Source organism: Flavobacteriales bacterium, assembly GCA_016715895.1.
GTDB lineage: Bacteria > Bacteroidota > Bacteroidia > Flavobacteriales_F > PHOS-HE28 > PHOS-HE28.
Genome location: JADJXH010000004.1, coordinates 508,683 through 521,000 on the forward strand (window position 1 = coordinate 508,683; position 12,318 = coordinate 521,000).

At 65.2% G+C, this 12,318-nt stretch carries 12 protein-coding genes; 11 read left to right on the forward strand and 1 reads right to left on the reverse strand.

Annotation, left to right across the window (positions count from 1 at the left end; all coding sequences use genetic code 11):
* From IPM49_10730 to atpG, 10 genes are all read left to right on the forward strand, one after another.
* A complete protein-coding gene (locus IPM49_10730; GenBank protein ID MBK9274997.1) occupies positions 1-2,649 on the forward strand; it encodes a tetratricopeptide repeat protein in 2,649 nt (882 codons plus the stop codon).
* A gap of 108 nt (positions 2,650-2,757) precedes the next feature.
* Positions 2,758-3,183: a polymer-forming cytoskeletal protein gene (locus tag IPM49_10735; GenBank protein ID MBK9274998.1), complete on the forward strand. Its 426-nt coding sequence runs from the start codon at positions 2,758-2,760 to the stop codon at positions 3,181-3,183.
* 10 nt (positions 3,184-3,193) lie between these two features.
* On the forward strand, positions 3,194-3,589 hold the full coding sequence (locus IPM49_10740; GenBank protein ID MBK9274999.1) for a hypothetical protein: 396 nt from the start codon (positions 3,194-3,196) through the stop codon (positions 3,587-3,589).
* Entirely contained in the window at positions 3,589-3,822 is a 234-nt protein-coding gene (locus tag IPM49_10745; protein ID MBK9275000.1) for an AtpZ/AtpI family protein, read from the forward strand. The genes IPM49_10740 and IPM49_10745 overlap by 1 nt, the downstream gene beginning before the upstream one ends.
* 71 nt (positions 3,823-3,893) lie before the next feature.
* On the forward strand, positions 3,894-5,042 hold the full coding sequence (atpB, locus tag IPM49_10750; protein ID MBK9275001.1) for a F0F1 ATP synthase subunit A: 1,149 nt from the start codon (positions 3,894-3,896) through the stop codon (positions 5,040-5,042).
* A gap of 30 nt (positions 5,043-5,072) precedes the next feature.
* Complete coding sequence (atpE, locus tag IPM49_10755) at positions 5,073-5,333, forward strand: ATP synthase F0 subunit C (GenBank protein ID MBK9275002.1); 261 nt, start codon at positions 5,073-5,075, stop codon at positions 5,331-5,333.
* A 36-nt stretch (positions 5,334-5,369) separates the two neighbouring features.
* Positions 5,370-5,882 (forward strand): F0F1 ATP synthase subunit B, encoded by a 513-nt coding sequence (gene atpF, locus IPM49_10760; GenBank protein ID MBK9275003.1) that lies wholly within the window; start codon positions 5,370-5,372, stop codon positions 5,880-5,882.
* On the forward strand, positions 5,879-6,439 hold the full coding sequence (gene atpH / locus IPM49_10765) for an ATP synthase F1 subunit delta (GenBank protein MBK9275004.1): 561 nt from the start codon (positions 5,879-5,881) through the stop codon (positions 6,437-6,439). Before atpF ends, atpH begins: the two co-directional genes overlap by 4 nt.
* 43 nt (positions 6,440-6,482) lie before the next feature.
* Positions 6,483-8,063: a F0F1 ATP synthase subunit alpha gene (locus tag IPM49_10770; GenBank protein ID MBK9275005.1), complete on the forward strand. Its 1,581-nt coding sequence runs from the start codon at positions 6,483-6,485 to the stop codon at positions 8,061-8,063.
* Between the two features lie 95 nt (positions 8,064-8,158).
* Positions 8,159-9,031 (forward strand): ATP synthase F1 subunit gamma, encoded by an 873-nt coding sequence (atpG, locus tag IPM49_10775; GenBank protein ID MBK9275006.1) that lies wholly within the window; start codon positions 8,159-8,161, stop codon positions 9,029-9,031.
* A gap of 122 nt (positions 9,032-9,153) precedes the next feature.
* On the opposite strand, the gene IPM49_10780 is transcribed toward atpG, so the two are convergent.
* The gene (locus IPM49_10780) at positions 9,154-9,966 is read right to left on the reverse strand and encodes a T9SS type A sorting domain-containing protein (GenBank protein MBK9275007.1); all 813 of its coding nucleotides are present in this window, start codon (positions 9,964-9,966) and stop codon (positions 9,154-9,156) included.
* 538 nt (positions 9,967-10,504) lie between these two features.
* Here IPM49_10780 and IPM49_10785 point away from each other — a divergent pair.
* Positions 10,505-12,307: a T9SS type A sorting domain-containing protein gene (locus tag IPM49_10785; GenBank protein ID MBK9275008.1), complete on the forward strand. Its 1,803-nt coding sequence runs from the start codon at positions 10,505-10,507 to the stop codon at positions 12,305-12,307.
* The last annotated feature ends 11 nt before the right edge of the window (positions 12,308-12,318 follow it).

The window sequence follows — 12,318 nt, forward strand, 5'->3', positions numbered from 1 at the left end:
GTGAAGCGGATCCCCGTCCACCTCGCCGCTCTTGTCGTGCTCCTGGCCCTCCTGGCCGGTGGGTGTTCCAAGGAGAAGGACCGCTTCCTCAACCGGGCTTACCACCGTCTCACCTCCCGGGACAATGGCTGGTTCAACGCCAATGAGAAGCTCAAGGAGACCGTGGACGGCATTGAAAGGGCCTATATCGACGACTTCGACAAGATGCTGCCCCTCTTCGTGTACGGCACCGAGGATCAGGCCAAGGGGGCCGGCGGCGACCTGGAGAAATGCATCGAGAAGTGCTCGCTCGTGATCGAGCGGCACAGCATGGACATCAAGGGCAAGCAGCGCAACAGCTGGATCGACGACGCCTACTTCGTCATCGGCCGCAGCTACTTCTACAAGCGGGCCTGGTTCGATGCCCAGCGCACCTTCGACTACATCGGCCGGCGGTTCAAGGACCAGGACAGGCAGTACGAGGCCAAAGTGTGGCTGGCGCGCACCCTGATGGAGACCGAACAGTACGCCCGGGCCCAAAGCACCCTGGACGAGGTGAAGGAGGTGAAGGAGCTGCCGAAGCGGTTCCCGCATGACGAGCTCGCCGCGGTGCAGGCCGACCTGGACCTCCGGCGCGGCAAGGTGGACGATGCCATCATGAACCTGGAGCGGGCCGTGGACATCACCAAGGACCGGCAGCGTCGGGTGCGGTGGACCTTCATCCTGGCGCAGCTGTACCAGGTGAAGGGCATGGACGACCGCTCGATCGCGGCCTACAAGCAGGTCACGCGGATGAACCCGCCGTACGAGCTGGCCTTTCACGCCCAGGTGTTCCAGGCGCTCGCCTTTGACCGGGGCGACAGCAAGGCCTTGCGCAAGATGCTCAACCGCATGCTGCGCGACGACAAGCACGTGGACCACTTCGACATGATCCACTATGCGCTGGCGGACATCGACCTCAAGGAGAACAAGGACAGCAGCGCCATCGCGCACCTCAAGCGCAGCGCCTATGTCAGCACCAACGACACGCGCCAGAAGGCCAAGACCTGGCTGCGCCTGGCCGACCTGTACTTCGACGACCGTGCCTACCCGGATGCGCAGCTCTACTACGACAGCACGAGCACCCTGCTGGCCGAGGAGCATCCGCGCTTCGAGGAGGTGGCCACACGCGCGGAGGTGCTCGGCGAGCTCGTGGAACAGCTCAACATCATCGCGCGGGAGGACAGCCTGCAACAGCTGGCGGGGATGGACCCCGAGGAGCGCGAGAAAGCCATCAAGCGCCTGATCCGCGAACGCGAGAAGGCCGAGGCGGAGAAGGAGGTCGCCGAACGGGAGGCCCGGGAGGCGGAGGCCGCAGGAACGGCCGCACCGGCGCGCCCCGCCACACCGGCCGGCGGCGGTTCAGGGGCCTGGTACTTCTACAACCCCCAGCAGCTGGGCCGCGGGCTCTCGGAGTTCAAGAAGAAATGGGGCAACCGCCCCTTGGAGGATGACTGGCGCCGCCGCGACAAGAGCGGGTCCGCCATCGCGCAGGAGGAGCCTGAGGAGGCTGGCGAGCCCACCGCCGAGGGCACCGAGGGCGAGGGCAAGGAGGGTGAACCCGAATGGAAGGACCCCGGGTTCTACCTCAAGGACCTGCCCACGAGCGACACCGCCCTGGCCGCTTCCAACGCGAAGATCTGTGAGGCGATGTACCGCAGCGGGATGATCTACAAGGAGAAGCTCAAGGATACCGACAACGCCATCGAGAGCTTCGAGACGCTGATCAACCGCTTCGAGGAGTGCCGCTTCACCCCCGAGAGCCACTATCAGATGTACCGCATCTACCTGGCCCGGGAGAAGAGCGGCAGCTTCATCGATTTCGGAGGCAGCACCTCGCAGGCCTATGCCAACATCATCCTGGAGCGCTGGCCTGACAGCGAGTTCGCCCGGCTGGTGCGCGATCCATCGTTGCTGGAGGGCGGCGAGGCCCGGCGCAAGGTGGAGGCCGCCGAGTACGACCAGCTCTACCGCGAGTTCCGCCAGCGCAACTACCTGCTGGTGATCTCCACCTGCAATCAGGTGATCACCAACGAGCCCCGCAACCACCTGCTGGGCAAGTACCACCTGCTGAAGGCCATGGCCATCGGCGGCACGCGTGAGCTCTCCGCCTTCCGCACCGCACTGCAGGAGGTCAAGGACAAATTCCCCGCCACCGAGGAGGCCAAGGCCGCCGAGGACCTGCTGGCCGTCCTGGACCGCCAGGCCACCTCCGAAGGGGCGCCTGCGGAACAGGGCAAGGCCCCGACGAACGCCAGTTCATTCCGTATGGACCAGGGTCCGCACTACATCGCGCTCATCCACCCCAACAGCGCGGGCGACATCAATACGGTGAAGACGAAGATCAGCGACTTCAACCGGCGCTACTTCCCGGGCCGCAACATCCTCATCGAGAACACCATCCTGGACGCCGAGCAGCAGGTGGTGGTGCTGCGCCTGTTCGATGACAAGGCCGCCGCCATGGCCTACTACCATCAGTTCCTCGGCGACGTGGGCATGTTGGGCGGCATCAATGACCAGGGGCATCCCATCTTCGCCATCAGCCCGGACAATTACGCCCAGCTGTACAAGAACAAGGACGTGGACGCCTACGCGGCCTTCTTCACCCAGAACTACCTGCCCAAGCAGTAGGCTTCGACCGGTGGCTTGGTCGGATCATCTGAGCCGTTAACTTTGTCCCTGACGATCAGGAACCTGTACGCGATGGCCCTTTTCCAACCCGATAAAAAGTCCGAGCCCATGAACAAGGCCGCCGAACCGGTGAACACCGGCAAGATCAACAGCATCATGGAGGGCACCTCCATCGAGGGGGAGATCCGCAGCGACAGCAACCTGCGCATCGACGGCCGGGTGAAGGGCACCATCAACGTGCGCGGCCGGCTCATCGTGGGGCAGACCGGGGTGATCGAGGGCGAAGTGAGCTGCCAGAGCTCCGACATCGAGGGCACCCTGGTCGGCAAGGTCAACTGTCAGGACCTTTTGAGCCTGAAGGCCACCGCCAAACTGCAGGGCGACATCAACACCAAGAAGCTGGCCATCGAGCCGGGGGCGGTGTTCACCGGCAACTGCAGCATGGCCGGGGGTGTGGTGAAGGAGATGGACCCCGTGCGCCTGCGCACCGAGACCGCCCGTCAGGAGGGCGCGCCCGCACAAGCCGTCCGTTGACCGCCCGCCGATGACCCAGGGGCGCCGCACCTCCCCCCTGGTGCCCGTGCTGCTGTTCACCGTGGTCTGTGGCGCGTGCACAGCGCTCGTCGTCCGGCTGGCCGGCCTTTCCTTGCACTGGGGCTATGGAGCCGTCCTCATCTATTTGGGCGGCGTGACCCTGCTGCTTCATCTCTGGCAGGAGCGCGCAATGGTGAATGACCCCAAGGGCTTCGTACGGCGGTTCATGGCGGGCCTCATGCTGAAGATGTTCGTGAGCATCGTGGCGGTGGCCGTGGTCCTGCTCACCCTGCCCCGGGCACAGGCCGTGCCGCTGGCGCTGGCCTTCGCCTTGCTCTACCTGGCCTTCCTGGGCTTCAGCACCGGCCGGCTGGTCCACCTCTCGCGTCGTCAGCCCGCTTCCTGATGGGCACCGCTCCCCGGGGCCGGAGGTCTGACGAGGCGCGCAAAGGGGTCAACGCCTATCTCCGCTACAGCGCGCTCGGCCTGCAGATGGCGGGCATCATCCTAGCGGCCATCTGGGCCGGACGCTGGCTGGACGGGCGCATCGCCCTCCGGTTCCCGGCCTTCACCCTGGCGTTCGCCCTGCTGGGCATCACCGGGGCCATGATCTTCCTCTTCAAGGAGACCCGGCGCTGATGTCGGCCTTCGACTGAATTGCTGCGGATCGCTACCTTCGCGGCCGCAAACGGGACGGACCCCCACGCCTGATGTCGCTGAAACCCTTGCTGCGCCACGCTTTTCTGATCACGGCCACGCTCCTTCTGGGCCGTTCCACCGCGCAGCACAGCTCCCCGGACAGCATCGCGCATCACGCCACGATCACCGTGGACGGTGACGCGCATGCCACCTCCCCGCCCGATGAGGGCCATGGTGCTTCGGAGAAGTTCAACGCCGGAAAGCTCATCATGGACCACATCGGCGATGAGCACGGTTGGCACCTCTGGGGCCACACGAGCCTGCCCCTGCCGGTGATCCTGTACACCAGCGGGCGCGGCCTGAGCCTCTTCAGCAGCAGCCGGTTCGACCACGGGCACAAGACCTACGGCGGGTATGCGCTGCACGAGGGGCAGGTGGTGGCGGTGGATGCACCGGACGGCTCGGACGCGCATCACGCCGGGGTGAACGAGGAGCTGACCGCCGCCACGGTGGACCTGAGCATCACCAAGAACGTGGCCACCCTGCTCATCGTGTCGGCCCTTCTGCTGTGGATCTTCATCAGCGTGGCCCGGGCCTACACCCGCCGCGCCGGCCAAGCGCCGACCGGCCTGCAGAACCTGGTGGAGCCCATCATCCTCTTCGTGCGGGACGACCTGGCCAAGAGCGCCATCGGGCACCGGTACGAGAAGTACCTCCCGTACCTGCTCACCGCCTTCTTCTTCATCTTCTTCAGCAACCTGCTGGGCCTGGTGCCCTTCTTCCCGGGCGGCGCCAACCTCACGGGGAACATCGCCGTCACGGTGGTGCTGGCGGTGATCACCTTCCTGATCGTCACCTTCAGCGGCAACAAGCATTACTGGCATCACATCTTCGCCATGCCGGGTGTGCCGGGCTGGGTGCTGGCGATCCTGACGCCGGTGGAGATCCTGGGCATGTTCCTGAAGCCCTTCGTGCTGGCCATCCGACTGTTCGCCAACATCACGGCGGGCCACATCATCGCGCTGAGCTTCTTCAGCCTGATCTTCGTCTTCGGCGAAACGAGCGCGGGCGCCGGCTATGGCGTGGCCATCGGATCGTGGCTGTTCACCGTGTTCATGTTCATGCTCGAGCTCCTGGTGGCCTTCATCCAGGCGTACGTCTTCACCTTCCTGTCGGCCATGTACATCGGTGCCGCCGTGGAGGAACCCCATCATCACTAGAAACCCGAACTCCCTTAAACCCGCACTCCCATGTTCCTCTCCGTTCTCCTCGACCTCGGCGTTGGTTACGGTATCGCCGCCCTCGGCGCCGGTCTTGCCGCCCTCGGTGCCGGTGTGGGCATCGGCCGCATCGGTGGCGACGCCGTGCAGGCCATGGCCCGTCAGCCGGAAGCCATGAACGACCTGCGCGCCAACATGATCCTCACCGCCGCGCTGGTGGAAGGTGCCGCCTTCTTCGCGATGGTGGTGGGCCTGCTGGTGGTGCTGAAGGAGATGCCGGCCGCCGTTTAAGGCCGCGCCCCGTCGTCCAACCCCGAACCCGCAGCCATGACCGTCCTGGCCAGCCTTGTGAACCCGTCCATCGGCCTCATCTTCTGGATGACGCTGACCTTCGTGACGGTCCTGTTCCTCCTCGCCAAGTTCGCCTGGAAGCCCATCCTCAACGGGCTCAAGGAGCGTGAGGCGTCCATCGCGGACGCCCTCAACGAGGCGAAGCGCGCCCGTGAGGAGATGGCCTCGCTGAACGCGAAGAACGAGGAGCTGATGCGGCAGGCCCGTGAGGAGCGCGAGCTGCTGCTCAAGGAGGCCCGCGACATCCGCGACCGCGAGATCGCCGAGGCCAAGGGCAAGGCGAAGGCCGAGGCGGAGGCCCTGCTCACCAGGGCCCGCGCCGACATCCAGAACGAGAAGAACGCCGCCCTCACCGAAATGAAGAATCAGGTGGCCGAGCTGAGCATCCTGGTGGCCGAGCGCATCCTGCGGGAGAAGCTCGCCGACACCAAGGCCCAGCAGTCCCTGGTGGACAAGGTGATGGCCGAAGCCCAGCTGCGCCGCTCATGAACATCGCACCGGTCGCCTACCGCTATGCACGCTCCGTGATGGAGCTGGCCCTGGAAAAGGGGCAGCTGGACGCGGTGCAGGGCGACATGCGCCTGGTGGCCGGCACGTGCGCAGCGAGCCGCGACCTGCAGGTGCTGTTGAAGAGCCCGGTGGTGAAGCCCGACGCCAAGGGCCGCATCCTCGAGCGGATCTTCGGCGGCAACGTGGGGCCCATCACGTCCAGCTTCATGGGCATCCTGGTGCGCAAGGGCCGGGAGGTACTGCTTCCCCATGTGGCCGAAGCGTTCAACGAGCTCTACAAGCTGCACAAGGGCATCGTCTCGGTTCAGGTGACGAGCGCCGTGCCCCTGGACGACAAGGCCCGGGCACAGGTGCGCGCCATGGCCGAGTCCCGTCACCCCGGGCGCACCATCGACCTGCAGGAGCTGGTCGATGCCGAGCTCATCGGCGGCCTCAACATCCGCATCGGCGACGAGCAGGTGGACGGCACGGTGAGCCGTCGCCTGGCCGATCTGCGCCGCGAATTCTCCAAGAACCCGTACATCCCCGCGATCTAACGCCTCTAGACCCCTCCTCCGCCAAGGCGATGGCGGCATTGACATGGCCGAAGTGAAACCCGCCGAAGTGTCGGCGATCCTCAAGCAAGAACTCGCCGGCTTCCGCTCGGAGGCCGAGCTCGAAGAGGTCGGTACCGTCCTGCAGGTCGGCGACGGCATCGCGCGCATCTACGGACTGAAGGGCGTGCAGAGCGGTGAGCTCATCGAGTTCACCAGCGGGCTGCGCGGCATCGTGCTCAACCTGGAGGAGGACAACGTCGGCGCCGTGCTGCTCGGTCCGAGCGTGGGCATCAAGGAGGGCGACACCGTGAAGCGCACCAAGCGCATCGCCAGCATCCGCGTGGGCGAGCAGATGGTGGGCCGCGTGGTGAACACCCTGGGCGAACCCATCGATGGCAAGGGGCCCATCGGAGGCGAACTGTTCGAGATGCCCCTGGAGCGCCGCGCCCCGGGTGTCATCTTCCGCGAGCCCGTGAAGGAGCCGCTGCAGACGGGCATCAAGGCCGTGGACGCCATGATCCCCATCGGCCGCGGCCAGCGCGAACTGATCATCGGCGACCGCCAGACCGGCAAGAGCACCGTGGCGATCGACACGATCATCAACCAGAAGGAGTTCTTCGAGGCGGGCAAGCCGGTGTACTGCATCTACGTGGCCATCGGCCAGAAGGGCAGCACCGTGGCGGGCACCGTGAAGACCCTGGAGGAGAACGGGGCCATGGCCTACACCACCGTGGTGGCCGCCAACGCCAGCGACCCGGCCCCGATGCAGTTCTACGCGCCCTTCACCGGTGCCGCGATCGGCGAGTACTTCCGCGATACCGGCCGCCCGGCGCTGATCGTGTACGATGACCTCTCCAAGCAGGCCGTGGCCTACCGCGAGGTGTCGCTGCTGCTGCGCCGCCCGCCCGGCCGTGAGGCCTACCCGGGCGACGTGTTCTACCTGCACAGCCGCCTCCTGGAACGCGCGGCCAAGATCACGGGTGACAACAAGGTGGCCGCCCAAATGAACGACCTGCCCGAAAGCCTCAAGGACAAAGTGAAGGGCGGTGGATCGCTCACCGCGCTGCCGATCATCGAGACGCAGGCCGGCGACGTGTCCGCCTACATCCCCACCAACGTGATCTCCATCACCGACGGGCAGATCTTCCTGGAGAGCAACCTCTTCCTGAGCGGTGTGCGCCCCGCCATCAACGTGGGCATCAGCGTGAGCCGCGTGGGCGGCAACGCGCAGATCAAGAGCATGAAGAAGGTGGCCGGTACGCTGAAGCTCGATCAGGCCCAGTACCGTGAGCTGGAGGCCTTCAGCAAATTCGGTTCGGACCTCGACGCCGCCACCAAGGCCGTGCTCGACAAGGGCGCGCGCAACGTGGAGATCCTCAAGCAGGGCCAGAACAGCCCCATGCGCGTGGAGGAGCAGATCGCCATCATCTACTGCGGCACCAAGGGCCTGCTGAGCAAGGTGCCGGTGAAGAACGTGAAGCAGTTCGAGGCCGAGTTCATCACCATGCTGCGCAACAAGCACAGCGACGTGCTGGCCGCGCTGAAGAAGGGGGATTACAACGACCAGATCACCGGCACGCTGGAGAAGGTGGCCGCCGACCTGGTGAAGAGCCTGGACAATTAAATGCAAGTGATGAGTAGCGAGTAGCGAGTGGTGAGTGCTGCCACAGAATGCAGCACTCACCACTCGCTACTCGCCACTCGATACTCCCCGCAACCATGCCCAGCCTGAAGGAGGTACGCAGCCGGATCGTCTCGGTGAACAGCACCAAGCAGATCACCGCCGCCATGAAGATGGTGAGCGCGGCGAAGCTGCGTCGGGCGCAGGACGCCATCCTCCGCATGCGGCCCTATGCCGAGAAGCTGCAGGCCATCCTGGGCAACGTGAGCGCCACGTTGGATGCGAGCGAAGGCCGTTACGCCCAGCAGCGCGAAGTGAAGCGGACACTGCTGGTGGCCATCACCAGCAACCGCGGCCTGGCCGGCGCCTTCAACACGCAGGTCACGCGCGTGGTGCGCCGGCTGGCCAATGAGGCCGGGCACGAGGTGCACGTGCTGTGCGTGGGCAAGAAGGCCCTCGATGCCTTCCGCCGCACGCCGATGAACCGGCCCGAGCTGCCACAGGACCTCGCCGGCCTGTTCGATGGCCTGAGATTCGACAAGGTCGCCCCCGTGGCCGAGCTGCTGATGGAGCGCTTCACCGACGGCACCTACGACAGGGTCGTTCTGGTCTACAACCGCTTCAAGAACGCCGCCACCCAGGTGGTCACCACCGAGCAGTTCCTGCCGGTGCTGCCCACGGCCGCGCCCGCGGATGCGAAGGCCTCCACCGGCGAGTACATCATGGAGCCCGACCGGCGCACCATCGTGGAGGAGATCATTCCCAAGAGCCTGAAGATCCAGCTCTACAAGGCCCTGCTGGACAGCTTCGCCGCCGAGCACGGCGCGCGCATGACGGCCATGCACAAGGCCACCGACAACGCCGATGCGCTGCTGAAGGACCTCAAGCTGTCCTACAACAAGGCCCGCCAGGCGGCGATCACCGGCGAGATCCTGGAGATCGTGGGAGGAGCGGAAGCGCTGAAGGGCTGATCGTTCCGGTCCGGACCCTGACGAAAGCTAGTTCACGGGTTGGAGCTGCCGACGGGCTGATGCCGTTGGGCTCTGTTGTGGATCCCGCACGAACAGGTCAGCACAGCCGTCGGGTACCGTGCTCAGGGCGCCAGGACCAGCAGCTTCGTGCGCTGTGTATCCGCACCATATTCCCACTGAAGAAGGTACACACCCTGACCCGCGAGCAGATCGATCCGCAGTTCCGCACCGGGCCCCGATCTGCTCCTCTGGATCAACTTGCCGTTCATATCCCAAAGGCTCACCTCCATGCCTTCCATGGATGCATTGGAAAGGTCCTTGATCCATACATGGTCGGTCGCAGGGTTCGGAAACGTGATGATCGAGCGGGGAGGCTTCGGAGGCGCCCGTCGGATCACAAGTCCTGCCGCACAGGTTGAATCAAAAGCGCTCTCCAAGATCCGCATGCATCCGCTCTGCGACGGTCCGAACCTGATCCACCCCAGACAATCCCGGTCCCCGCGCTTGATCTTGAACAGGAGGTGATCATACCCCAGCGATGGCGACGAACAGGCCCAACCGGAGCTACCCTCCGGACCAGCCATGTAGAAGGGGGCGGATCCTTGCCAGTGGTACGTGTCACTGATGCTGTCCCCCTCCACGAAGAAGACCTGGGTGCATGGCGCCGTGAAGGAGGAGTCCTGATGGTGGTGGGCGAACAGCAAGCTGTCGTTCGGACTCCCGAAGCCGCGCCAATAATTCCAACAACAACCCTGATGAACCGGGGTGAACCACGTTCTGCAGGAAACAGAGGCGTCCGGTAGTGTGTCCCGGTCCACATCGAGGCCGGTGGAACCAGCTGGATCATTGACGATGATGTCCCTGTTGAAGTAGGTCCAGACCAATTGGGCCGGAGCGTCACGGGACCACATGGATAAGAGCAGTGCGATCAGCATCGGCCCTGCCCACCGGGTGGATGTCAGATGTGGTCCCATCATCCTATGTCCAAGTTAGTGAACAGGAACGCAGGTCGATCGGTGTGGGACGGAGGGCCCATGCGTTGACCGTACGCCTGGTGGGCATCGCTTGACCGATCGCGGGCCGATGCGATCCGCGGGCTTGAACATTCACACCATGCAACGGCGTGCTGCCCAGTGGACCGTTCTGGGCTGTTCGCTCATCGTGTCCCTGTCCACCGGGGCTGGGTTTCCATACGGACCGAGGCAAGCGGCATCGCCTACCGCTGCAGCGGGTTCCAGCGGGTCGCGGGCGCCACGATCCGGGCGGGGGAGACCGGGCCGTAGGCCATCCGACGGACCAGCCCATCCATCGACCAAGGCGCACATTTCATCGACCGGACGGCCGGAACGTTCGTCGGACTTGACACGCGGCCCCGGATCCCGGAACCTTTGTCGAACCTATCCGACGCGGTTGCGTACAAGCGTGCGCGAACGGGAACCCATGACGATCCGCCTATCCACTGTAGGAGTCTTGATGTTGGTCGCCCGTGTCAACGCGCAGACCGGTCCGGGCGGGGTCGGCACCGCGGCCAACAACGTGCTATGGCTGAGCGCCGATGCGGGCGTGAACACCACCGGGGCCGCGGTGAACAGCTGGAACGACCGCTCGGGCAATAACAACCACGCGGCCTATCAGGCGGGGCAGCCTGCGCAGCGTCCTTCCTTGGTCGCATCCTCGCAGAACGGGTATCCAAGCATCGACTTCGACGGGGTGGATGATGAGCTGCTGGTGAACGATGCGGCCTCGCTCGATCTGAACGGCTGGGACTTCTTCCTGGTGAACGCCGTGGACGCCGCCAAGAACAACAACGCCTGGTTCACCAAGAGCACGAGCACCACATGCAATTACGGCTGGTGGAGCACCTCCACCAATGCGATGCAGATGCCGATCTACGACATCTTCACGCTGTTCAATGCCCCCTCCACCGTGGCCAACGTCACCGGTGCGGCCTTCACGCTGGAGCAATACACCAACAATGTGTTCTTCGGGCTCTTCCCCTCGCGCACCGTGTACCGCAACGGCGTCAGCATCTACACGGACCTGAACCTGCTGCAGCTGCCGCAGCACAACAACCAGCCGTTGCGGATCGGCAACGCGGCGGGAGCGACGGGATGGAACCTGGACGGTGATATCGCGGAGCTGGTGCTGTTCAACAGCCGGGTGAACAGCGCCCAGCGCGTCATCATCAGCAACTACCTGGCCGCCAAGTACGGCCTGGTCCTGGGTGCGAATGAAGTGTACCGGATGGACAATGCGGCCTCCGGCGACTACGACCATGAGGTGGCCGGTATCGGCCGCATCGACGCCGGCAACCAGCACACCAGCGCGCGCGGGAGCAGCATCGTGCACATCCATTCCCCGAGCAACCTGGGCAACAACGAATTCCTGATGTGGGGCCACAACAACGACATCCTGGGCACCTGGGGGTCGGTGGACCTGCCGGCCGGGATCCAGGGGCGGTGGTTCCGCGTGTGGCGGGTGAGCGAACTGAGCCCCACGGGCGCTGTTGTGGACGTGGGCAGCGTGACCATGGACTTCGACCTGAACGCCTTCAGCCCCATCGTGGCCGCCGACATCCGGTTGCTGGTGGACACGGACAACGACGGGGTGTTCGCGGACGAGACCCCCATCGGCCCTCCGACCGCCATCGGCGGCGGCATCTACCGGTTCAGTGGCATCACCCAGCTGGCGGACCAACGCCGCTTCACGCTGGGCACGCTCAACACCACGTCCACACCGCTGCCTGTGGAACTGATCGCGTTCGAGGCCGAGGCACACGACCCGGAAGGCATCGCCCTCACCTGGAGCACGGCCACCGAACGCAACAACGCACAGTTCGACATCCTGCGGTCCACGGACGCGGCCAGCTGGCAGGTTCTGGCCCGTGTGGAGGGTGCGGGTGACAGCCAGGAGCAACACGACTACCTGTGGTGGGACACGCGACCCGTGACCGGGATCAACTACTACCGGCTTCGGCAGACGGACCACGATGGCAACGCCACGGACCTTCCGGTGCGAACCGCGTGGTGGTCCACGGGTGCGGGACCGGTGGTCTTCCCCAACCCCACCGATGGCGCGGTGGAGGTGTTGGTCCGGGACGACACGCCCGTGGTGGTGGTGGTGCTTGACCCCCTCGGTCGCGTGGTCCTGCAGCGGACGGCCCCGGGCGCCGGGCGCCTGGGCATGGACCTGGGCGGACTTCGCGACGGCACCTACACGCTGCGCTGCGTGCAGGGCGAGCGGATGAGCGTGCTGCGGGTTGTGCTGCAGCGCTGAGGTGCATCGTA

What these genes read in the sequence shown, in the direction of transcription:
- atpB (MBK9275001.1), top strand. Translation starts at nt 3,894, where the DNA reads ATGTCGCTGAAACCCTTGCTGCGCCACGCTTTTCTGATCACGGCCACG.
- IPM49_10740 (MBK9274999.1), top strand. Translation starts at nt 3,194, where the DNA reads ATGACCCAGGGGCGCCGCACCTCCCCCCTGGTGCCCGTGCTGCTGTTC.
- atpG (MBK9275006.1), top strand. Translation starts at nt 8,159, where the DNA reads ATGCCCAGCCTGAAGGAGGTACGCAGCCGGATCGTCTCGGTGAACAGC.
- IPM49_10770 (MBK9275005.1), top strand. Translation starts at nt 6,483, where the DNA reads ATGGCCGAAGTGAAACCCGCCGAAGTGTCGGCGATCCTCAAGCAAGAA.
- IPM49_10785 (MBK9275008.1), top strand. Translation starts at nt 10,505, where the DNA reads ATGTTGGTCGCCCGTGTCAACGCGCAGACCGGTCCGGGCGGGGTCGGC.
- IPM49_10745 (MBK9275000.1), top strand. Translation starts at nt 3,589, where the DNA reads ATGGGCACCGCTCCCCGGGGCCGGAGGTCTGACGAGGCGCGCAAAGGG.
- atpH (MBK9275004.1), top strand. Translation starts at nt 5,879, where the DNA reads ATGAACATCGCACCGGTCGCCTACCGCTATGCACGCTCCGTGATGGAG.
- atpE (MBK9275002.1), top strand. Translation starts at nt 5,073, where the DNA reads ATGTTCCTCTCCGTTCTCCTCGACCTCGGCGTTGGTTACGGTATCGCC.
- atpF (MBK9275003.1), top strand. Translation starts at nt 5,370, where the DNA reads ATGACCGTCCTGGCCAGCCTTGTGAACCCGTCCATCGGCCTCATCTTC.
- IPM49_10735 (MBK9274998.1), top strand. Translation starts at nt 2,758, where the DNA reads ATGAACAAGGCCGCCGAACCGGTGAACACCGGCAAGATCAACAGCATC.
- IPM49_10780 (MBK9275007.1), bottom strand. Translation starts at nt 9,966, where the DNA reads ATGCTGATCGCACTGCTCTTATCCATGTGGTCCCGTGACGCTCCGGCC.